Genomic DNA, 19,970 nt, shown 5'->3' with positions numbered 1-19,970 from the left:
AATGCCACCGATCGGCTGACATCCGGCAACACGCCGATTTACGCAAATACCCCCCTTGCTTGATAAAGCGCAACGATCGTAACATGCGCGCACGTGCCCTTCTGCGTGTAATGCAAACTGCCGCTGCGACCTTTACGCGTCCGATAAGGCGCGTGGCACTGCAAACACAAAATTCGGAACGGCTGCAGCGGCACGCGAGATACCAAGGGAGAAATAGATGAGACATGAACGGATTACGTTGCGAGGAGCGCAGATCGCCGCCCTCTCGGCTGCGATGTTTTTTTCGGGCAGCGCGGTGGCGCAGCAGAAATTCGTGACGATCGGCACTGGCGGCGTCACCGGCGTCTATTATGCAGCGGGCGGCGCCATCTGCCGGCTCCTGAACAAGGACCGCAAGACGCACGGAATTCGCTGTTCGGTCGAATCCACCGGTGGATCGGCGTTCAACGTGAATACGATCAAGGAAGGCGAGCTCGATTTCGGCACGACACAGTCCGACGTCCAGTACAACGCCATGAAGGGCGAGGAATCGTTCAAGGAAGGCGGCGCGCATACCGACCTCAGAGCGGTATTCTCGATCCATCCCGAACCATTCACCGTACTGGCTCATCCGAATGCCGGCGTGACCAGGTTCGAGGATTTCAAGGGCAAGCGCTTCAATGTGGGCAATCCGGGCTCCGGCACGCGCGCTTCGATGGAACGTCTGCTCGGCGCGATGGGCTGGACGCTGGCCGACTTCTCCCTCGCATCCGAGCTCAAGGCCGATGAGCACGGGCCGGCGCTTTGCGACGGCAAGATCGACGGCTTTTTCTACGGCGTCGGACATCCCTCGGCCAATATCCAGGATCCGACGACCACATGCGGCGCAAAGCTGGTGCCGCTGACCGGCGAAGTCGTCGACAAACTGGTCGCCGAAAACCCCTATTATGCAAAGGCGACCATTCCCGGCGGCCTCTACAACGGCAATCCGGAAGACACGGAAACGTTTGGCGTTCTTGCCACGCTGGTCACATCGGCCAATGTACCGGAAGAGAGCGTTTACGAACTCACGAAAGCGGTTTTCGAGAACTTCGACGAGTTCAAGTCGCTGCACCCGGCCTTCGCCAATCTCGATCCCGCCAAGATGATCAAGGATGGCCTCTCGGCGCCGCTGCACCCCGGCGCGGAAAGATACTACAAGGAAAAGGGCTGGCTGAAGTGAGCCTCGCCAGCTAATGGCTTAAGCCACACCCGTCCGGGCGAAAACCGGTAAACAGGTCCCTGGACGTTATTCTACCGGCGGGCAGAGCGCTGTCCGCCGGCAACATTCAATGTGGGGAGGGTGCCACGAGCGAGCTTCAAGAACGAAAGGTCGATGTCGACCTCGAGCAGCTGGTTGCCGAAGCGGATACCGGCGGACGCAACGCCAAGGGGTTGACGGGGCTGATATTGCTCTGCACCGCTGTCGCCTGGTCGCTGTTCCAGCTCTGGTACGCGTCCCCACTGCCCTTCGTCTTCGGTTTCGGCATCCTGAACGATACCGAAGCCCGCGCCATCCATCTCGGTTTTGCGCTGTTCCTGACCTTTCTTGCCTACCCCGCACTGAGAAGCTCGCCGCGTGACCGGGTGCCGCTCGCCGACTGGGTGCTGGCGGCACTCGGCGCCTTTGCGGGCGCCTACCTGTTCATCTTCTACGGCGATCTGGCCGGACGACCGGGCCAACCTTCGACACTCGATCTCGTCACCGGCACCATCGGCATCCTGCTCCTGCTGGAGGCCACGCGTCGCGCGCTCGGCCTGCCAATGGTGATCGTCGCCGGCGTCTTCATCTTCTACACCTTTGCCGGCCAGTACATGCCGGACGTTATCCAGCATCGCGGCGCCTCCCTGGTGAAATTCATCAATCACCAATGGCTGACGACGGAGGGCGTGTTCGGCATTGCGCTCGGCGTTTCGACGAGCTTCGTCTTCCTCTTTGTCCTGTTCGGAACGCTGCTCGAGAAGGCGGGGGCCGGCAACTGGATGATGCAGATTTCCATCGCATTGCTCGGACACCTGCGCGGCGGCCCCGCCAAGGTGGCCGTTGTCTCCTCGGCCCTGAACGGCGTCGTCTCCGGCTCGTCGGTGTCCAATGTCGTCTCTGGCGGCATCTTTACCATTCCACTGATGAAACGCACCGGGCTTTCCGGCGTAAAGGCCGGCGCGATCGAGGCCAGCGCCTCGATAAACGGTCAGATCATGCCGCCGGTCATGGGCGCCGCCGCATTTCTCATGGTCGAATATGTTGGAATCCCCTATTCGGAGATCGTCAAGCACGCGTTGCTGCCGGCCGTCTTCTCCTACATCGCGCTTCTCTACATGGTGCATCTGGAGTCCGTTAAGCTCGACATGCAACCGATCCCCCAGCGTCCGACTCCGGCGCGCGAGCGGTGGATCCGCATGGGCCTAGGGCTCACCGGCAGCGTCCTTGCAGTCTGCCTTCTCTATTACGGGATCCTCGGCATACGGGCGGCCTTCGGGGCAAACGCACCCTTGCTGCTCGCAATCGGAGGCGCGGCGCTTTACATCGCAACGATCTGGTATTCGTCGCGCTATCCCGATCTGGAGCTCGACGACCCCAACGCGCCGATACTGGAGCTGCCGCGGGCATGGGACGTAACGCGAACCGGCCTCGACTTCCTCATTCCGATCGCCGTCCTGCTCTGGTGCCTCATGGTCGAGCAGCTCTCGCCCGGGCTTTCCGCCTTTTGGGCCACCGTGACGATCCTCGCCATCGTCGCCACCCGCAAGCCGCTGATGGCGATCTTCCGCAAGGAGGATTTCGCAAGCTCCGTCGGCGCCGCTGCATGGGACCTCGTAGACGGCCTGGCGCTTGGCGCGCGCAACATGATCGGCATCGCCGTCGCCACGGCGACTGCCGGCATCGTCGTCGGGACGATCACGCTGACAGGCCTCGGCCTGATGATGACCGAGCTGGTCGAATTCATCTCCGGCGGCAACGTCATCATGATGCTTATTCTCATCGCCGCAATCAGCCTTGTGCTGGGCATGGGGATTCCCACCACCGCCAACTACATTCTGGTAGCCACCCTGATGGCGCCGGTCGTCGTCGAGCTCGGCTCGCAGGCGGGCCTCGCCATTCCGCTGATCGCGGTGCATCTCTTCGTCTTCTATTTCGGCATCATGGCCGATATCACGCCGCCGGTGGGGCTGGCCTCATTTGCCGCAGCTGCAATTTCCAAGGAAGACCCCATCGCGACCGGTTTCCAGGGCGCGCTCTATTCGCTGCGCACCGCGATCCTGCCGTTCGTCTTCATATTCAATCCGGCGATCCTGCTGATCGGCGTCGATACCTGGGCGCACACGATCTGGGTTGCCGCCATCTCGCTCGCCGCTATCCTGCTCTTCTCGGCCGCGACGATGAACTGGTTCGTGACGAAGAGCCGCTTGTGGGAGAGCGCGGTCCTGCTTCTCGCCTGCTTCTCGCTGTTCCGGCCGGACTGGTGGGTCAATCAGATCTCGCCGCCTTACGAGGAATTGCCGGCTTCCGAGTTCCTGAGGACGGTGCAGGAGGCTCCCGCAAAAGCTCGAATCAACTTCGTGGTTCAAGGCATCGACCTTATGGGTGACGACGTTCGCAAGACCGTCAACGTGCCGCTCGGCGAACCCGGCGAACCGCTGCAGCGTCTGCGGGCGATCGGCCTCACGGTCACACCGGCGGGCGACAGTTTGATGATCAGCAATGTCGCCTTCGGATCCTATGCCAAGCGCATCGGTCTCGATGTCGGCTATGACGTCGTCGCAGTGCTGAAGAAGGCCGATCAACCCTCGACCGCTATCCCGGTGAGCATCGCGCTGATTCTGACTGCAGGCATTGCCGGCCTGCAGTTCGCACGCAAGAGGGCCGATCGCAGCGGAGCCAGCCTGCGGGGAACCGCACGCAAATAAACGGCAGTCATGTCGCCGAGGATTCGCGCACGACCAGTAGCGGCGGTGCGATCGGGCGCCGCTCGGGATCCTTGCCTTCCATCACGGCGATCAGCAGGTCGATTGCCGCTTCCGCGACCTGATCAAGATGCAGGTTGACGGCAGTCATTTGCGGCACTGAGAGCTTTGCCCGCATTCCGTCATATCGGGTCGCGAGACGCAGCCCGAGAGGAACGGAACGGTTGAGCGACCGGGCAGCAGTGAGAACGCCCGTTGCGAATGCGTCGACCGGGACACACAGCGCATCGATATCCGGATTGCCTCGCAGGAGCGTTTCGGCAATGGCTGCCGCCTCACCTTCGCCACCGCTTTCGTTGACGCGCAACGCGACGGGCGTATAGCCGTTCTCCGCCGCGAAAGCCGCGTAGACGGCTTCGGTTTCGATGTAGGAATTTCGCCGTTGTTCGCCGGTGATCAGGCCGACGCGACGGTTATTCGCACCAAGATGCTCCAGCATCAGCCGGGCCGTCGCCGTGCTTTGGATATCGACTGACGGGATGTCGTCCCGCCCCGGCGCTCTGCCGATCGAGACAACGGGAACGCCGCGGGCGGAGAAGAATTCCAGCAGCCTGTCGTCGGACGTGGGTTCGACTATAATGGCACCATCGACCTCCAGCGCGTCAAGGTTGGAGTCCGGCTCCAGAGGCGGCACCAGGCAGAGGGCGAGATGCCGCGAAAGGGCCGTCACGGCGGCCGCGGCGGCGATCTCCATCAGGAAGCCCAGCCTGGCAGGACCGGCCGCGATCGCAAAGGGCATCGACGATGCAAGGGCGATGATCCCTGCCCCGCCGGTTCTGAGCCTGCGGGCCCGCGGATTGGCCCGGTAACCCATTTTGTCCGCCAGCGCCACGATCCTGGCTTTCGTCTCCGGGTCGACATAGCGCCGTCCGCTGAAGGCGTGGGAAACCGTGGTCGGCGATACGCCTGCCGCCCGCGCCAGCTCAACGATTGTGGATCTTGCCATCATTCACCTCGACTCTGCACCGCCCGGATCGTGGCACCCGCGCGCGAATATAGCAAATCGATTTGCCAAACGCGACAAATGTGCTATTGCTTACTATGCAAAACGATTTGCATAGCCGGCGGGAGAGAGGCTGGCGTGGAGGAGATCAATCAAATGACCGGGAAAAAAATCGATTCTATCGACCCGACAGACCAAGCGCTGCCACCACGCAGCCTGATCCTGTTCGGTCTGCAGCATGTGCTGGTAATGGCGGCGTCACCGATAACCGCCGTGTTTCTCGTAAGCAAGGCGCTCGGGTTTTCCGATGCGCTTACGGTATCGCTGATCAGCGCGACATTTCTGATCTGTGGTTTGGGGACAATCCTGCAGAGCTTCGGCCCGGCGGGTTTCGGTGCGCGACTGCCCTTTATCATGGTGCCGGGCGGGGCGCCGATTGCGATCTTTCTCGCTATCGCCCAGCAAACCGACATACAGACGGCAGTCGGCGCGGTGATCCTCACGGCCGGCTTCTATTTCCTGGCGCTGCCGGTATTCCGGCGGCTGCTGCGCTATTTTCCGCCCATCGTGGTCGGCACAATGCTCCTGCTCGTGTCGGTGAACCTCGTTCGCATCTACGGCGGTACGATCACCGGGAAACAGGGGAGCGAGGGTTTTGCCGATCCGATGAATGTCGGGCTTGCCCTTGCGACGATCGCCCTGACGGTGATCTTCGCCAGGATTTTTACAGGCACGTTTCAGCGGATTTCGGTGATGCTCGGGCTCATAGCAGGTTCGATGATCGCCTTTGGAGCCGGCTATATGGACCTCTCCGGCATCTTCGACGGACCGGTCATTGCCGTGCCCGCGCTTCTTCCGTTCGGGATGCCGAAGTTCGACATCTTTGCCGCCCTCCCGCTCATCGTGTTTTCCATCATATCGATGGCCGAAGCGACGGGCCAGACCATCGCCACTGCCGAGATCGTCGGGCGTCGCGGCGATGCGCACGCAATCGTGCCAGCGACCATCCGCGGCGATGCCGTCGCCTCGCTTGTGGGCGGCCTGTTCGGAACATCGCTGATCATCACCAGCGGCGAAAACGTCGGCATTGTCCGGGCGACCAACGTGAAGTCGCGTTACGTCACCGCAATGGCTGGCGTGATCCTGGTCCTCATTGCCCTGCTTGCGCCGGTCGGTCGGCTGGCCAATGCCCTGCCCGGCCCTGTCGTCGGCGGAACCGCGGTGATCGTGTTCTCGATCATCGGCGTCATCGGGATCGATCTCCTGCGTCGCGTGGACCTGCGCGAGCATGGCCCGATGTTCACACTGGCGGCGGCACTATCCATGGGCCTGCTGCCTATCCTTGTTCCTGGCGTCTACAGCCAGTTTCCGCAGTGGAGCCAGATGATCCTCGCCAATGGCCTTGCCGCCGGCACGATCACGGCCGTGATCGTCAACGCTTTCTTCCAACACATGCCCTCCGGCTCGGCTCAAAAGGCCGCCGCCGGCGTCGAGGCTGAAATTTAAGGGAATGCAGAAGTGACGGATTTGCGCGACAGGTTTCTGGGCAACGGTGATTTCCTGCTTCACCCCGGCAAGGTCCTCTTGCCGGAAGGCCCTCGATCCGGAATCGGGATAGTGGTCCGCAAGGGGCGCTTCTCGGAAATCGGTGCCGCAGGACTTGTCGGCAGCCGGAATCCCGACCTGAGGCCGATAGAGTTGCCGCATCATCTTGTGATGCCAGGCTTCATCGACACCCATACCCATCTGACCCAGTCCCTGGGGAAGTCGCTCGTCTTCGGCGAGCCGTCCGAGATCTTTCGCCGTATCTGGGTGCCGCTCGAAGGCAGTCTGGATGAACGGATGGTCTATCTTTCGGCAAAGCTGGCGGCGCTTGAATGCCTGCGCGGCGGCTTTACCGCCGCAGTCGATGCGGGCACGCGTTCCGCGGGCCACATGGACGCGCTGATACGGGCGGCGCGTGAAACCGGCTTGCGTAGCGTCATAGGACTTATCTGCAACGATCTCGGCGGAGCCGCGGTGGTCCCCGACCGCACGACGATCCTCAGGAATGCGGCCGGACATCTGGCCGCATTCGAGGGCGATTCGCTCGTACATCCCTCACTCGCCATTTCCATTCCCGAGGCGGCCAGCGACCACATGCTGGCTGACGTCTCCAGCATGGCGCGGGAAGCGGGTGTCATATTCCAGACCCATGTCAACGAACACCTCGTCGCAGTCGAGCGCTCGCTGGTTGCAAACGGCCGCCGTCCGCTGGAGCATCTCGCTCATCTCGGGTCACTCGGCCCGCATGTGCTGATCGCCCATTCCACGCTGGTGACACCGCACGAACTGAACCTGTTGCGCCACAGCGATACGGCGGTCGCATACAATCCGGTGGCGAGCTTGTGGAAAGGCAATGCCATCGCACCCGCGCTGCAAATGGCCGCACTCGGGATCCGCTTCGGACTGGGAACCGACGGCACCCGCGCAGACGGTTTCCGCCTCATGGATGCCGCCGAGGGCCTGCAGCGCGCCGGCTTCGGGCTTGCGACGGGCGACTCTTCCTGTGGAGGCGGCTGGCTCTGGATCGACCGGGCAACAGCCCAGGCGGCGGATGCCGCAGGTCTTGGCTGCGTGACCGGCGCGATCCGCGAGGGGCTTGCGGCCGATTTCCTCCTGGTGGATCTCGACCGTCCCGAATTCACGCCCTCCCACGATCTCATGTGGGAACTCGTGCGCTACGGCAACCGCGACCAGATCGACGCCGTCTTCACCGCCGGAATGCTTCGCCTCTGGCAAGGCTGGCCGGTCCAATGGGATGCACGCGCGCTTCTTGCCGAGGTGCGCGAGGTCACGGCCGATGCCATAGCAAGGGCGCCGATCCAGCGCGTACACAAGCCATCGGCGGAGCACCGGGCGCTGGGGCATTTCGCATGACACTCAGCCTTTTTGCGATTTTGAGCGCGGTCACATTGGTCTCGGCATTTATCCAGGGTGCTCTCGGCATCGGCTTCGCGCTCATCGTGGCGCCGGTCGTCGGCATCCTGCAGCCCGATCTCCTGCCGGTGACGCTGCTTCTCTTGATGCTGCCTCTCAATCTCCACGTCGCCTGGCGCGAGCGGTCGGCCGTCGATTGGTCCGGCGCGAAATGGATCAGCCTCGGCAGGTTCGCCGGCACCTTTGCCGGCGTGTGGCTGCTCGCCGCCTTGTCGAGCCAGCAGCTCGACCTTGCCGTCGGCTGGTTTACGGTCATTGCCGCCGCCGCAGCGCTTTTCGCCCCCCCCTTTGCGCCCGGTCGACCGAGCGCGCTCGGTGTCGGCTTGTTCACCGGCGTAACCGAAACGGCGACCGGCATCGGCGGGCCACCGCTCGCTCTCCTCTACCAGCACGCCAAGGGCCCGATACTCCGGGCGACCGTGGCGGTGTGTTTCTTCGTGGGGGAAATCATGTCGCTGGTCATACTCGCCATTGCCGGCCGCATCGGAGCGGACCAGCTTCTGGCCGCTCTCTACCTCGCACCGGCGGTCCTCCTCGGAAGCGCCCTGTCACGCCTGACGCACGACCATATTCGCGGCCGCGGCCTGCGCTTGGGCGTGCTTATCTTCGCGCTGGCCAGCGGAGCGTTTCTGATCGTGCGGTAGACGGAGCAGGACTCTTGCGGTCAGGCCGTGAAGCCGCGGTCGCAAAGTTCCCTGAGCGCGCCGGGAGACAGTCTTTCGAGCGCCAGATCCGGCAACAGATTGTTGTCGGCGGCAAGGTCGCGGCTCATCGCGGCCGAAAACAGGCTCGTTCCCGCCTCATGGAGAATTGCCGGATGGCCGGCGATCCGCCCGAGCAGACTGGTAGGAACGAGCCCGAAAGGCACGTCCTCATAGATGTATCGGCTGTCGGCCGTAGCCGGGCCGAAGCCGCCCCGGCCTTCGAGGTGCATCTGCTGGTTCATCTCCGAGACCGAACCGATCGGCACATGGAAGGACAAGGAGAAGTGCTCGCGCACGGTCCGTACCGACAGTCCGAAGCTTTCGGCGATTTTGAGCCGCTCCGCGTCGAGCGCTTCGATCAGCTGCCCGACGGCCGGGGTCACGTGCTCGCCCTGCCCCCATTTCTCGCCCTTCTCCATCCGCGTCAGGTTGAGTAGCGCGATGCCAAGATGGTTTTGCGGGTTGAGATTGGAAAGCGCGATCGCCAGAAGCCCGTCGCGCTCGACGAATCGGTCGCCGAAAAGCTCGCTGCAGAGCGCCTCGCCCTCGGCCGCAGCAGCTTTCGGCAGGGTGGCGACATCGACCTTCTGACGGACCGTGTTGACGGATACGCTTACGCCATCCGGCTGCTGGCGGCCGGTCAGAAGCGTTGTACCCCAGACGATGATCGGCAGCGAAACGCCGCGCTCGGCGAGCCTCTTTGAGAGATAAAGCGCGCCGAATGAGCTGTGCGAACTGACGATGACGGGCTGGCCCGGCTTCAGGTGCGGCAGCGCCGCATCGAATGCCATTCGATGGCCGTTCGCCGGCAGAGCAATGACGACCGCATCGACATCGGCGACCGCCTCGCGGCCATCGCGAGCTATCGCAACCGGGCCGGAAAACTCGACGGCGCCCGTCGCGGTCAGCGGCTCTCCCTCGGCCAGTTTACGCGTGCGCGCACCCGAGGGAGACCAAAGGACCGGGTGATGACCCGCTTCCGCGAGGAAAGCCGCCATGCCGAAGGCGATCGCCCCGGCGCCGAGAATACCAATACGCATCGTTGTCGTTCTTCCTTTCGTCCATCGGGCCAGAATCCGGGCGCCTCAAACCACATATTTTTCAATGCCTATCACCGAAAAGAAAAATTGTCCTTTGTCACTGGCGCTCAAGATACGTTTTATGCAGTATGACAGAGTTATGATGCAATGGGCGCATGATCATCATGGAGATACGGGAGCTCGAGGCGTTTCTTGCAGTGATGTCGGCAGGCAGCATCACTGGCGCCGCCCGGCTGCTCGATCGTTCCCAGTCCCAGGTCACGCGCCTCATCCAGGATCTTGAGACTTCCGTCGGATTCGCGCTCTTCGATCGCAACGGCCCGAAGATCGCTCCCAGCGAAAAAGGGATAGCATTCCACGCGGAAGCCGAACGCTTCCTCAGCGGCATCGGCCATTTGCGGGAGCGGGCAAGGACGATCGCCGAAAAGGAGCCGCAGCCGATCGAGATCGTAGCGATCGCGGCTTTCGCGAGCGGCATCATCCCCATGGCGCTGGCGGCGTTGCCGGAAAGGCTCTTGCCGCGAAAGGTCCATCTGCGCAGCCTGCCGGCAGAGGCAGCGGTTCAATCTGTTCTGGCCCGCACGGCGGATTTCTGCGTCACGTCGCTGCCGGCCGACCAGCCAGGGCTGGAGGTACACGGTGTATTTCAGGCACCTTGCGTCGCCGCGGTGGCGCCGGACGACCCCCTCACTGCCCGCGAGGTGATTTCGATCGCCGACCTTGCCGGACGCAATATCATTACGATGGCCAATCCGTTCCGGCTGCGAAGCCGCGTAGACAAGGCTCTGGAGGCGGCCAACATCCGCCCGGCCAGGATCATCGCGACCAGCGTTTCGGTCAATGCGGTAAGGATTGCGTCGACGGGGCTCGGCGTTGCGATCGTCGAGCCCGCGACGGCCTATGGCTTGAAGCTGACCGACGTCACGATCCGGCCGCTCGACGTCGACATCCCCTTCCTTTGGGCGATCCTTTCCGCCGCTGCACGCCCGTTGTCCGACAGCTCGCGCGAACTGATTCAGGCGATCATCCGGGTCTCTTCAGCCTGCATACCGGGATTTACAGCTCACGACCCGCGCCACGCCAATCGCGCTGCTGAAATGATGTTGGGAGAAGACCAGACAGATCGAGACGCGCGCTGGCGCGACTATCCGTTGCATAACAACAAAACGCAGAACCAAAAGAGGAGAATGACATGAAAGACTTCATCGCAAGCCGCCGTTCCACGCTGAAGCTTCTGGCTGCCGGGACCGGCGTACTGGCAGCGCCGGCGATCATCCGCCCGGCATTCGCCCAGTCCAAGGTCGTGAACATCACCACCTATGACAAGTTCGTTCCGCAGTCCTTCATCGACGCGTTCCAGAAGGAGACGGGGATCGAAGTGCGCATTCGCCTCACCGACGACCAGGGCAAGCAGTATAACGTGCTCTCCGCCGAAGGCGCGACGCCTTCATCGGACATCGTCACGGTCACCGGTCACCGCCTGTCGCAGTTCATCGGCTCCAACCTGCTTTCGCCGCTCGACACCGGCCGGCTGAAGAACTGGGGCAATCTCGCTCCCGCATACAAGGGCGCACCGCAGCTGACCGTCGACGGTTCGGTCTACGGGGTGCCGCTGCTTGCCGGTTTCGAAGGCCTTGCCCGCAATACGGACTATACCAAGGCCTCCGACAGCTGGGCCATCATGTTCGACAAGGAATACAAGGGCCTGACGTCTTATATCATTTCCGATTTCCTCCAGATCACCATGCGCTATCAGGGTAATGACGGCGACTTCGTCACATATGAAGGCAAGCCGGAGGAGGCGCAGGCCGCAACCAACAAGGCACGCGACTACCTGATCCAGAACAAGGACATGGTCCGCAAGTACTACGACGCCGGCTCCGAGGTGCAGCAGATGTTCGTCAACGAGGACATCTATGTCGCCCACAGCTGGTCCGGCCCCGCGGCAAAGCTGATCATGGACGGACATCCGATCGAGATATCGGTTCCGAAGGAGGGGACCTATGGCTTCCTCTACTCCTTCAACGTGGTGAAGAACGGACCGAATACGGATGCGGCTTATACATTCCTCGACGCCATCCTCTCCTCTCCGGAAATCGGGGCAGCGATGAGCCGTCAGTCGGGCTTCGCCTCCGCATTCGGCGGCGTGGACAAGGTGCTGAACGACAAGGAGCGTGCTGCCATGGCCCTGCCGCAGGAACAGACCGAGCGCATCCAGTTCTTCAGCTCCGTCAACCGCGACATGAAAAACGAGATGGTCGACAAGGCAGTCGCCGAGATCAAGGCAGCCTGACCCATCGTCTCGGACCCGAAGGACACGGCCGGCGCCACTGCATGTTTCCTTGCGTCGAATCCGATGCAGGAACAAAGACATGCGGCAGGCGACGGCCGTGAAAAGGAGCTTCTTTTGAGCCTGGAACCACAATGGTAGATACGACGACAATACGCACCCGAACCGCCGAACCCCTGCGGGTGCCCCGATATGCCGGCTGGATCGGCAAGACCGTCGGTTCGGGTCTCTATCGCCATACCATCGGCCGGCTTGCCGACAGCCGCCCTGTTCGCCTGGCGCTGCTTGCCGGCGTCCCCCTCTTCTGGATCGCAGCGCTGCACATCGGCCCAATCTTCCAGATGGGGCGGATCAGCTTCATGGCAGACTATCCGCCATCGCCGGATGGAGGCTCCGCCTACACGCTGGCCAATTACAAGCTGTTCTTCTCCGACCAGCTATACTTCGTGCCCTTCCTCCGCAGCCTCGTCTTCGCGGCAGTCGTCACGCTCTCGACGCTGGTGGTCGTCTATCCGGTCGCATATTATGTCGCGAAGATCGTCCAGCCGAAGAACCGTGTGCGTGCCCTGCTGCTTCTCTTGATTCCGTTCTGGGCGGGAGAGCTCATCCGCACCTTTTCGGTCATCATGCTCCTGGCCAATCGCGGCGCGGTCAACGTCGCGCTGCGCGAACTCGGCTTCATCGATCGGCCCATCCCGATGCTCTACACCTCCTTCTCTCTGAGCTTCGGCGTCATCTATCTGCTGGCACTCTATATGCTGCTGCCGCTCTATTCGGCGATCGAGAAGATACCGACGCAGCTCGTTCACGCGGCGGCCGACCTCGGGGCCAGCCCCTTTCAGCGCTTCCGCCGCGTGATCCTGCCGCTGTCGAAGGACGGCATCGTCTCTGGCTGCAGTCTCGTATACCTGACCTCGGTCGGCGTTTTTGCGGCACCGCTCCTGCTTGGCGGCCCGAATACCGTCATTTTCCCCGAGGTGATCGCGACCCTCTTTCACTCCTCGAACGACAAATGGCCCGAAGGCGCCGCCTTCTCCATGCTGCTGCTCGCGGTTTCGCTAACCACCGTCGGCCTGTTCATGCGGGTGATCGGCGGCCGGTCCGTCCGGCTGATGTGAGGAGGTAATGATGCGACCCTATTTCGCCGATCTCCCCAAGACCGCGCTCGGCGCTGCCTACTGGCTGTTTGCGGTCTATCTCCTGCTACCTTTGGCGCTGATGACCGCCATGAGCTTCAAGGATGCGAGCTTCATCGCCTTTCCGATCACGGACTGGACGCTCAACTGGTATGCCCAGGTGCTTCAGGACAAGCAGTTCATCGAGGCCTCGCTCTATTCGATCGGGATCGCGCTGGCCACGACCGCTGCGGCAACCGTCATAGGCGTCTGGATTGCGCTTCTGGTCACGACAGAAGGCATATGGGGCAAGGCGATCATCTTCGCGCTCGCATGCCTGCCCGCAGTCGTTCCTGGCCTCATCAACGCCATCTCCATGCGGATCTTCATCCGCACCGTTGACATCCCGACCGGCACGACGGCGATCATCCTGTCGCATTCCGTCCACGCGGTGCCTTTCGTGGTCATCATGGTGCTCACGCGACTGCGGTCCATGCCGGCCAATCTGGTCGACGCCGCTCGCGACCTCGGTGCCGATCCCTTCGTGGCCTTTCTCAGGGTCACGATCCCCTACCTGATGCCGGCGCTCCTCGGCGGCATGATCTTCTGTGTGCTCACCAGCATAGACGATTTCGTCCGTACCTTCTTTCTCGGCGGCTACAAGCCCACGCTGCCTATGCTCATCTTCGCAAAGGTACAGGGCGGCATGTCGCCGGAAATCAATGCCATGGCAACGATCGTGCTGATCGTGACCGCCGCTGTCGGCCTCTATGCCGAGCGCCTCACCCGCCGTTCAAGGAACTGACGATGCAGCCTGTGGTCCAATTCGAAAACGTCAACAAATATTATGGCGCCCTGCCCGCGGTCGATGGGCTGAACCTCGCCATAGAACCCGGCCAGTTCGTGACGCTGCTCGGCCCTTCCGGGTGCGGTAAGTCGACCACGCTCAGGATGCTCGGCGGTTTCGAGCAGCCCTCCTCAGGCGAGATCTATCTCGAGGGCAAGGCAATCTCGCATCTGCCGCCGAACAGGCGCAACGTCAACATCGTCTTCCAGGACTATGCTCTCTTTCCGCATCTCAATGTCGGCCGCAACATCGCCTTCGGACTGGAACTGAAGGGACTGTCTTCCGACGCCATCCACAAGCGGACGATGGAACTGCTCGCCCTCGTCAAGCTCGAGGATTTCGCCGGCCGCATGCCCGACCAGCTTTCGGGCGGTCAAAGGCAGCGTGTTGCTCTGATGCGCGCTCTTGCTCCCGACCCGAACGTGCTTCTGCTAGACGAACCCCTGTCGGCGCTCGACGCCAAGCTGCGCCAGCAGATGCAGATCGAACTGAAGACCATTCAGCGAACCACCGGCAAGACCTTCATCTTCGTGACTCATGATCAGGAGGAAGCGCTGACCATGTCCGACGTCATCGTGGTGATGAATAAAGGCCGGATCGAGCAGATGGGGGACCCCAACGAGCTCTACTCGCGGCCACGCAGCCGCTTCGTCGCCAATTTCATCGGCCAGAGCAATTTCCTCGAAGGCAAGGCACTCTCGGTAGATGGTACGGTCGCAACGATCGACTGGAACGGAACCGCTATCCGCGCCGATGTCAACGGAACGCAGCCTGCCAAGGATAGCCCGACGACCGTCGCGCTGCGTCCAGAGGCACTCTACTGCCTGGCGGAGCAGCCGCAGGACCGATTCGCCTTGAAAGGCCGTATCGTCCAGCGCGTCTTCAAGGGCGCCCATACCGCGCTCACCGTCGATCTCGAAAACGGAGCGCAGCTCCACCTGCAGCTCGACCCCGTGGCGCTGTCGCACATCGGGACGGACGAGATTTGGGTGGGCTGGCGCGAGCGTGATGCGGTGGTTCTGGCCGACTGACACCTGATTAGAGCGGATCATTTTGAGGGGCGGCGGCGAAGGCGGCCCCAAAACGGAATTTCTGGAGCAAAGACTATTATGGCGAACGAACGGAACGTGCGGCTCGCGGAACTGAATGCGAGGGTCAAACAGGACCTCGACTATCTGAATTATCCTGCCGCCAACTGGTCGAAGCCGGTCACGATGGCTGATGGCCAGCCCGTAAGCGACGTCGTCATTATCGGCGGCGGAATGTGCGGTATGGTCGCATGGCTGGCCCTGACCCGCGCCGGCATTGCCAACCTCCGGATTGTCGACCGGGCCCGAAAGGGCCAGGAAGGCCCCTGGGTCACCTTTGCCCGCATGGAAACCCTGCGCTCGCCGAAGAACCTCCTTGGTCCCGCGCTCGGCATCGCCTCGCTCACCTTCCGGGCCTGGTATACGGCGCTCCATGGCGAAGCGGCGTGGGAAACGCTGTTCCGCATTCCCCGACCGATGTGGATGGATTACCTGAACTGGTACCGCGAGGTCCTTTCCATTCCCGTCGAGAACGACACGGATGTCACCCGTATCCGCCCACGCGATGACGGGCTCGTCGAATTGGAGATCGCCGGCGGCAACCAGCCTTCCATCATCACCCGCAAGCTGGTCATGGCGACCGGCCGCGAGGGCCTGGGCGAGCCGGTCATTCCGGATTTCGTCAAGGGCATGAAACGCCACACGTCCTGGGCGCATTCCGCCGACCCCATCGATTTCGACGCGCTCAAGGGCAAACGCGTCGTCGTCATCGGCGTCGGCGCTTCCGCCGTCGACAACGCGGCCGAAGCGCTTGAGTCCGGTGCAGGCGAGGTACGCCTGCTCGCGCGCCGCAAGGAGATGCCGACTATCAACAAGCTGATGGGCATCGGGTCATACGGGGTGACAGCCGGCTTCGCCAGGATCGACCCGGAGTGGCGCTGGCGGATCATGGACTATTCGGTAAAGCAGCAGACGCCGGCTCCCCACAATTCGACCCTGCGCGTCAGCCGCCACCCCAACGCTTTCTTTCATTTCGACTGCTCGATCCGTTCGATGCGCGAGGAAGGCGGCGAGGTGGTGCTCACCACGACCAAGGGCCGCGTCTTCCGGACCGACTTCGTCATCCTCGGAACCGGCTTCACGGTCGACCCGCTCAGCCGCGATGAGCTCGCGCCCTATCAGGACAGGATCGCCTGCTGGGAAGACCGCTACACGCCCCCGGCGGGCGAGGAGAATGCCGGCCTCGGACGCTTCCCCTGGCTCGATGACGATTTCTCCTTCACGGAGAAGGAGCCCGGCACCGCGCCCTGGCTCAAGGACATTCACTGCTTCAACTACGGCGCCTCGATCAGCATCGGCAAGGTGAGCGGCGATATTCCGGCGATCAGCGAGGGCGCGCTCTGGCTTGCGCGCGGGATCGCCGCCTCGCTCTTCATCCGCGACGTCGATTACCACTGGGAAGCGCTGCTCGCCTACGAAAAGCCGGAACTCGATGGTTCGGAGTGGACGGATGCTGATGCCCCGCAGCCCACGCACCGAACCGCCTGATTTTTTCGTCGAGTATTGCCAAACGGAAGGATTGCCATGACCGTTTCCACGAAAGTCGATGTGATCGACGCAGTTCTCGGCCTGGATTCGTCCTCGCCCGTTCATGCGCTGCGCGAGCGGCGCGCCAAGCTCAAGCATTTCACGCAGACGAGCTATGAAGCCGCCTTTACCCCCTCGGATCCGGGAAACTTTTCTTTTGCCATGCGGGCGGCCCTGGCGGCGCGCATGGCTGGCCTTTGGAGATCGGCTGAGCTCCAGGCGCACTACAAGGAGCTGCTGGAAGAGAGGGGATCGACACCCGGCCTCCAGGCGATTGCCGATCCGGGTGTAGTACCCGAGGGCGACGAACGGCTCGCAACGATCCTTGCACATGTGGACCTGGTGACGCTCAAGCCCAGGGAAGCGACGCGCGCGAACATCGAAGCGCTCTACGCCGTCGGGCTCGACGACCGCGATATCGTGACCCTCGCAGGTCTCATCGCCTTCGTGAACTATCAGGTGCTGGTCGTGGCCGGTGTTAAAATGCTGAGGGACAACTGACATGTCGGAGGCCGTACACGAATTCACCCTCGAACCGCTCGACTGGCAACCCTATGTCAGGCCCGTGAAGCTCGACGAGGCAACGACCGAACAGCTCGAAGCCCTGAAGGTGACACCCTCCAACACCAAGGTTTCGAATTATGTCCTGGTGCTGGCCAATGAAGCGGAGATGCTCGCCGAGCGCACGCCGCTTTTCAACGACATCATGTACAGCGAAGGCGGCCTGTCGCGTGGGGGCCGCGAAATTGGCGCCCTGGCGGCCTCCTTCGTCAACCGCTGCATCTACTGCGCCTCGGTGCATGCCAACCGCTATATCCAGCTCGAAAAGCGCCCGGAAGTGGTCGACGAGATCTACAGGCGCGGACTAGACGCGGATCTGCCGGATTTCGAGCAGGCACTGTTCAATTTCGGCGCCGACCTGACCGCGCATCCGGACAATGTCGGCGTCTACCAGTTCTACCATCTTCGCGAAATCGGCCTCGACGATCTGGAGATCCTCGACCTGATCCATTCGATCGCGATTTTCGGCTGGGCGAACCGCCTGATGCATACGCTGGGCGAACCCCACCTGAAGGCGTGAGATCACGCCTTCAATCGCCCGGCGACAGACCGGGCCGAGGCCGGAACGCGCGCACTTCATCCCGCTCTAACCGGCGGCTCGTGAGAGTGAGGCTATGGCTGCATCCACGGCATCGCCGAGGCGCTCGACGATCTGGTCGACATCTTCACGGGTAAGGATAAAGGGCGGGGCCAGGAGAACGTGGTCCCCCCGCTGCCCGTCGATCGTGCCGCCCATCGGATAAACCATCAGACCTCGTGCCATGGCTTCCTTCTTGATCCGTCCATTGAGCTTCAGTCCGGGGTCGAATGGAAATTTCACCGCCCTGTCGGCGACAAGCTCGATGGCACGGAAGAGACCTCGGCCTCGGATGTCGCCGACATGGTGGTGGTTGCCGAGCCGCTCGACGAGGCATGTCTCAAGATAGTCGCCCATCGTGACGACGTTCTGGAGCAACCCGTCCCGGCGGATGATCTCCTGGACGGCGAGGCCTGCCGCCGCAGCCATCGGATGCGCCATATAGGTGTGCCCATGCTGGAAGAAGCCGGATCCTTCGGCGAAAGCCTGGAAAATTGCGGACGACAGCAACACAGCGCCGACGGGCTGATAACCGCCGCCGAGGCCCTTGGCGATGGTCATGAGATCCGGAACGACGCCGTCCTGCTCGCAGGCATGCAGCGTGCCGGTGCGCCCCATGCCGCACATGACCTCGTCAAGGATCAGCAGGACGCCGTATTTGTCGCAGATCGCCCGGACGCGCTTCAGATAGTCGGCGACCGGCGGCACTGCTCCTGCGGTCGCGCCCACGACGGTTTCGGCGACGAACGCGATCACCTGATCGGCACCGAGCTCCAGGATCTTCGCTTCCAGCTGTCCCGCCGCACGCGCGGCATAATCCGCGTCGCTTTCGCCGCTTTGCTGCAGCCTGTAGGCAAAGCACGGATCGATATGGTGGGTTTCGACGAGCAGCGGCCGGAATTGAGCACGCCGCCATTCGTTGCCCCCGGCGGCCAATGCGCCAAGAGTATTGCCGTGATAGCTCTGACGTCGGGCAATGATATGCCGGCGCTGCGGCTCGCCCTTCTCCACGAAATACTGCCGCGCCATCTTCAATGCCGCTTCGATGGCTTCCGATCCGCCGCTCACCAGATAGACATGATCGAGCCCATCGGGCGCATCGGCGACGAGCCGGTCGGCAAGCCGTTCCGCGGCCTCCGTGGTAAAGAAGCCGGTATGCGCATAGGCCATGCGGTCGAGCTGCGCATGGAGCGCTGCAAGCACATCGGGATGGGCGTGGCCGAGGCAGGAGACGGCCGCTCCGCCGGACGCATCGATATAGGCCCTGCCTTCGGCGTCGAAGAGCCGGACGCCTTCGCCACGGACGGCGACGGGCAGCTTCGCATGAATGGCACGGTGTAGAAGATGGGTCATGACGCTCTCTTGGAGTTGCGGGTTTGGAGGTGGGTATCGAGTGCGGCCAGTTGCCCGTCGAAGCGTTTCAGCGCTTGGAGCGCCGCTTCGCCGCCCCGCCCGGCGACGAGGGCGCCGAGCACTTCGGCGATCGCGAAGGCAGGCGTCATGGCGTGCAGGAAGGAGGGGCTTTCGGTCGGCACGATGATTATCGCTTCGGCGATCTGCGCAAGCGGGGCCACTTCGCTGTCCGTCACTGCGACGATGGGAACGCCGCTGGCCCGGGCGTATTCGGCAAGTTCGATCGTCGCCCGTGTATAGGGCAGAACGCTGGCAACGAGCAGAACGTCTGCGGCCCCCGCACGCCCGATGGCATCTGCGCCGGTTCCGGCGATGCCGTCGAGGATCACCGACTTTTCTCCGACCAGCGAGAGAATATAGTGGACCTGCCAGGCGACCGCATGGCTGGAGCGTAACCCGAGGCAGTAGACCCGCCGGGCTCCCGCAAGCCGCGTTGCAGCCTCCACGATACGGTCGAGCGACGCCGGCTCCGAAAGCCGTGAAATCTGCTTTCCGATCGAGCCCAGCATATCGGCCGCAAGCGCATGATCACCCTTGAGCTTTTGGCTCCGTGCCTGCTCGCCGGCCCTTTCGGCGAAGCCGCTGTCGCCCTCCCGGAGGGCTTCGGCATAGCGGTCACGGAGTTCGTCATAGCCGTCGAAGCCGAGATGTTTGGCAAGGCGCGTCATCGACGCGGGCTGCACCCCCGCCCGGCGCGCCTGTTCGCGCATGGAGAGAAGAGCCACCTCGCGGGGATGGTCGACGACATAGCGCGCCGCCGTCTGCAACTGCGTGGAAAGGCCGTCAAAGGCGGTGATGATCCTGTCGCTGAGCGGTCCCTTGTCCATGCCTCATTCTACAACGCGACATGGCGATTGCAACATATGTTTCAGTATGCAAGATTATGAATCATCTAAATCAAA

Annotated in this window: 17 protein-coding genes; 13 read left to right on the top strand and 4 right to left on the bottom strand. The window is 62.5% G+C overall.

What is annotated here, in order from left to right; genetic code table 11:
- The first annotated feature begins 217 nt into the window (after positions 1–217).
- On the top strand, positions 218–1,201 hold the full coding sequence (locus tag FB009_RS18200; RefSeq protein WP_011969474.1) for a TAXI family TRAP transporter solute-binding subunit: 984 nt from the start codon (positions 218–220) through the stop codon (positions 1,199–1,201).
- A 212-nt stretch (positions 1,202–1,413) separates the two neighbouring features.
- Positions 1,414–3,927 (top strand): TRAP transporter permease, encoded by a 2,514-nt coding sequence (locus FB009_RS18195; protein WP_011969475.1) that lies wholly within the window; start codon positions 1,414–1,416, stop codon positions 3,925–3,927.
- 7 nt (positions 3,928–3,934) lie between these two features.
- Here the strand turns inward: FB009_RS18195 and FB009_RS18190 are convergent, their stop codons facing one another.
- Complete coding sequence (locus FB009_RS18190; RefSeq protein WP_024312389.1) at positions 3,935–4,930, bottom strand: substrate-binding domain-containing protein; 996 nt, start codon at positions 4,928–4,930, stop codon at positions 3,935–3,937.
- Between the two features lie 153 nt (positions 4,931–5,083).
- Between FB009_RS18190 and FB009_RS18185 the strand changes: the two genes are divergently transcribed.
- From FB009_RS18185 to FB009_RS18175, 3 genes are read left to right on the top strand one after another with little or no spacing between them, the layout of a single operon-like run.
- Complete coding sequence (locus FB009_RS18185) at positions 5,084–6,433, top strand: uracil-xanthine permease family protein (protein WP_011969477.1); 1,350 nt, start codon at positions 5,084–5,086, stop codon at positions 6,431–6,433.
- Positions 6,434–6,445: 12 nt separating this feature from the next.
- On the top strand, positions 6,446–7,846 hold the full coding sequence (locus FB009_RS18180) for an amidohydrolase family protein (protein WP_127581384.1): 1,401 nt from the start codon (positions 6,446–6,448) through the stop codon (positions 7,844–7,846).
- The gene (locus FB009_RS18175; RefSeq protein WP_011969479.1) at positions 7,843–8,550 is read left to right on the top strand and encodes a sulfite exporter TauE/SafE family protein; all 708 of its coding nucleotides are present in this window, start codon (positions 7,843–7,845) and stop codon (positions 8,548–8,550) included. Before FB009_RS18180 ends, FB009_RS18175 begins: the two co-directional genes overlap by 4 nt.
- Before the next feature lie 20 nt (positions 8,551–8,570).
- Here the strand turns inward: FB009_RS18175 and FB009_RS18170 are convergent, their stop codons facing one another.
- Positions 8,571–9,650 carry an NAD/NADP-dependent octopine/nopaline dehydrogenase family protein gene (locus FB009_RS18170; protein ID WP_145161871.1) on the bottom strand — a complete coding sequence of 360 codons (1,080 nt, stop codon included), beginning with the start codon at positions 9,648–9,650 and terminating at the stop codon, positions 8,571–8,573.
- A gap of 155 nt (positions 9,651–9,805) precedes the next feature.
- Here FB009_RS18170 and FB009_RS18165 point away from each other — a divergent pair, with 155 nt between their 5' ends.
- The 8 genes from FB009_RS18165 (at position 9,806) to FB009_RS18130 (ending at position 17,598) form a co-directional block, all read left to right on the top strand.
- Entirely contained in the window at positions 9,806–10,846 is a 1,041-nt protein-coding gene (locus FB009_RS18165; RefSeq protein WP_018209513.1) for a LysR family transcriptional regulator, read from the top strand.
- Complete coding sequence (locus tag FB009_RS18160) at positions 10,843–11,943, top strand: extracellular solute-binding protein (protein WP_011969482.1); 1,101 nt, start codon at positions 10,843–10,845, stop codon at positions 11,941–11,943. Before FB009_RS18165 ends, FB009_RS18160 begins: the two co-directional genes overlap by 4 nt.
- A 131-nt stretch (positions 11,944–12,074) precedes the next feature.
- Positions 12,075–13,058 (top strand): ABC transporter permease, encoded by a 984-nt coding sequence (locus tag FB009_RS18155; protein ID WP_011969483.1) that lies wholly within the window; start codon positions 12,075–12,077, stop codon positions 13,056–13,058.
- Between the two features lie 10 nt (positions 13,059–13,068).
- Positions 13,069–13,860, top strand: coding sequence for an ABC transporter permease (locus tag FB009_RS18150; RefSeq protein ID WP_018209512.1), 792 nt, complete (start codon positions 13,069–13,071; stop codon positions 13,858–13,860).
- 2 nt (positions 13,861–13,862) lie between these two features.
- On the top strand, positions 13,863–14,933 hold the full coding sequence (locus FB009_RS18145) for an ABC transporter ATP-binding protein (RefSeq protein WP_011969485.1): 1,071 nt from the start codon (positions 13,863–13,865) through the stop codon (positions 14,931–14,933).
- A 78-nt stretch (positions 14,934–15,011) separates the two neighbouring features.
- A complete protein-coding gene (locus tag FB009_RS18140; protein WP_011969486.1) occupies positions 15,012–16,478 on the top strand; it encodes an NAD(P)-binding domain-containing protein in 1,467 nt (488 codons plus the stop codon).
- Positions 16,479–16,514: 36 nt separating this feature from the next.
- Positions 16,515–17,018 (top strand): CMD domain protein, encoded by a 504-nt coding sequence (locus FB009_RS18135; RefSeq protein ID WP_011969487.1) that lies wholly within the window; start codon positions 16,515–16,517, stop codon positions 17,016–17,018.
- 1 nt (position 17,019) lies between these two features.
- On the top strand, positions 17,020–17,598 hold the full coding sequence (locus FB009_RS18130; protein WP_011969488.1) for a peroxidase-related enzyme: 579 nt from the start codon (positions 17,020–17,022) through the stop codon (positions 17,596–17,598).
- A 66-nt stretch (positions 17,599–17,664) separates the two neighbouring features.
- Here FB009_RS18130 and FB009_RS18125 read toward each other — a convergent pair whose 3' ends face one another.
- The gene (locus FB009_RS18125) at positions 17,665–19,008 is read right to left on the bottom strand and encodes an aspartate aminotransferase family protein (RefSeq protein ID WP_011969489.1); all 1,344 of its coding nucleotides are present in this window, start codon (positions 19,006–19,008) and stop codon (positions 17,665–17,667) included.
- Positions 19,005–19,895, bottom strand: coding sequence for a MurR/RpiR family transcriptional regulator (locus FB009_RS18120; protein ID WP_011969490.1), 891 nt, complete (start codon positions 19,893–19,895; stop codon positions 19,005–19,007). The genes FB009_RS18125 and FB009_RS18120 overlap by 4 nt, the downstream gene beginning before the upstream one ends.
- Positions 19,896–19,970 lie beyond the last annotated feature (75 nt).

It is taken from the genome of Sinorhizobium medicae, assembly GCF_007827695.1.
Taxonomy (GTDB): Bacteria; Pseudomonadota; Alphaproteobacteria; order Rhizobiales; family Rhizobiaceae; genus Sinorhizobium; species Sinorhizobium medicae.
Note: the sequence above shows the minus strand (reverse complement) of the source record. Positions and strands in the feature narration are given on the sequence as shown.

Excerpts from the sequence above, each read along its gene's own strand:
- FB009_RS18200 (WP_011969474.1), top strand. The coding sequence starts at position 218 with ATGAGACATGAACGGATTACGTTGCGAGGAGCGCAGATCGCCGCCCTC.
- FB009_RS18190 (WP_024312389.1), bottom strand. The coding sequence starts at position 4,930 with ATGGCAAGATCCACAATCGTTGAGCTGGCGCGGGCGGCAGGCGTATCG.
- FB009_RS18185 (WP_011969477.1), top strand. The coding sequence starts at position 5,084 with ATGACCGGGAAAAAAATCGATTCTATCGACCCGACAGACCAAGCGCTG.
- FB009_RS18175 (WP_011969479.1), top strand. The coding sequence starts at position 7,843 with ATGACACTCAGCCTTTTTGCGATTTTGAGCGCGGTCACATTGGTCTCG.
- FB009_RS18170 (WP_145161871.1), bottom strand. The coding sequence starts at position 9,650 with ATGCGTATTGGTATTCTCGGCGCCGGGGCGATCGCCTTCGGCATGGCG.
- FB009_RS18165 (WP_018209513.1), top strand. The coding sequence starts at position 9,806 with ATGATCATCATGGAGATACGGGAGCTCGAGGCGTTTCTTGCAGTGATG.
- FB009_RS18160 (WP_011969482.1), top strand. The coding sequence starts at position 10,843 with ATGAAAGACTTCATCGCAAGCCGCCGTTCCACGCTGAAGCTTCTGGCT.
- FB009_RS18155 (WP_011969483.1), top strand. The coding sequence starts at position 12,075 with ATGGTAGATACGACGACAATACGCACCCGAACCGCCGAACCCCTGCGG.
- FB009_RS18150 (WP_018209512.1), top strand. The coding sequence starts at position 13,069 with ATGCGACCCTATTTCGCCGATCTCCCCAAGACCGCGCTCGGCGCTGCC.
- FB009_RS18145 (WP_011969485.1), top strand. The coding sequence starts at position 13,863 with ATGCAGCCTGTGGTCCAATTCGAAAACGTCAACAAATATTATGGCGCC.
- FB009_RS18140 (WP_011969486.1), top strand. The coding sequence starts at position 15,012 with ATGGCGAACGAACGGAACGTGCGGCTCGCGGAACTGAATGCGAGGGTC.
- FB009_RS18135 (WP_011969487.1), top strand. The coding sequence starts at position 16,515 with ATGACCGTTTCCACGAAAGTCGATGTGATCGACGCAGTTCTCGGCCTG.
- FB009_RS18130 (WP_011969488.1), top strand. The coding sequence starts at position 17,020 with ATGTCGGAGGCCGTACACGAATTCACCCTCGAACCGCTCGACTGGCAA.
- FB009_RS18125 (WP_011969489.1), bottom strand. The coding sequence starts at position 19,008 with ATGACCCATCTTCTACACCGTGCCATTCATGCGAAGCTGCCCGTCGCC.
- FB009_RS18120 (WP_011969490.1), bottom strand. The coding sequence starts at position 19,895 with ATGGACAAGGGACCGCTCAGCGACAGGATCATCACCGCCTTTGACGGC.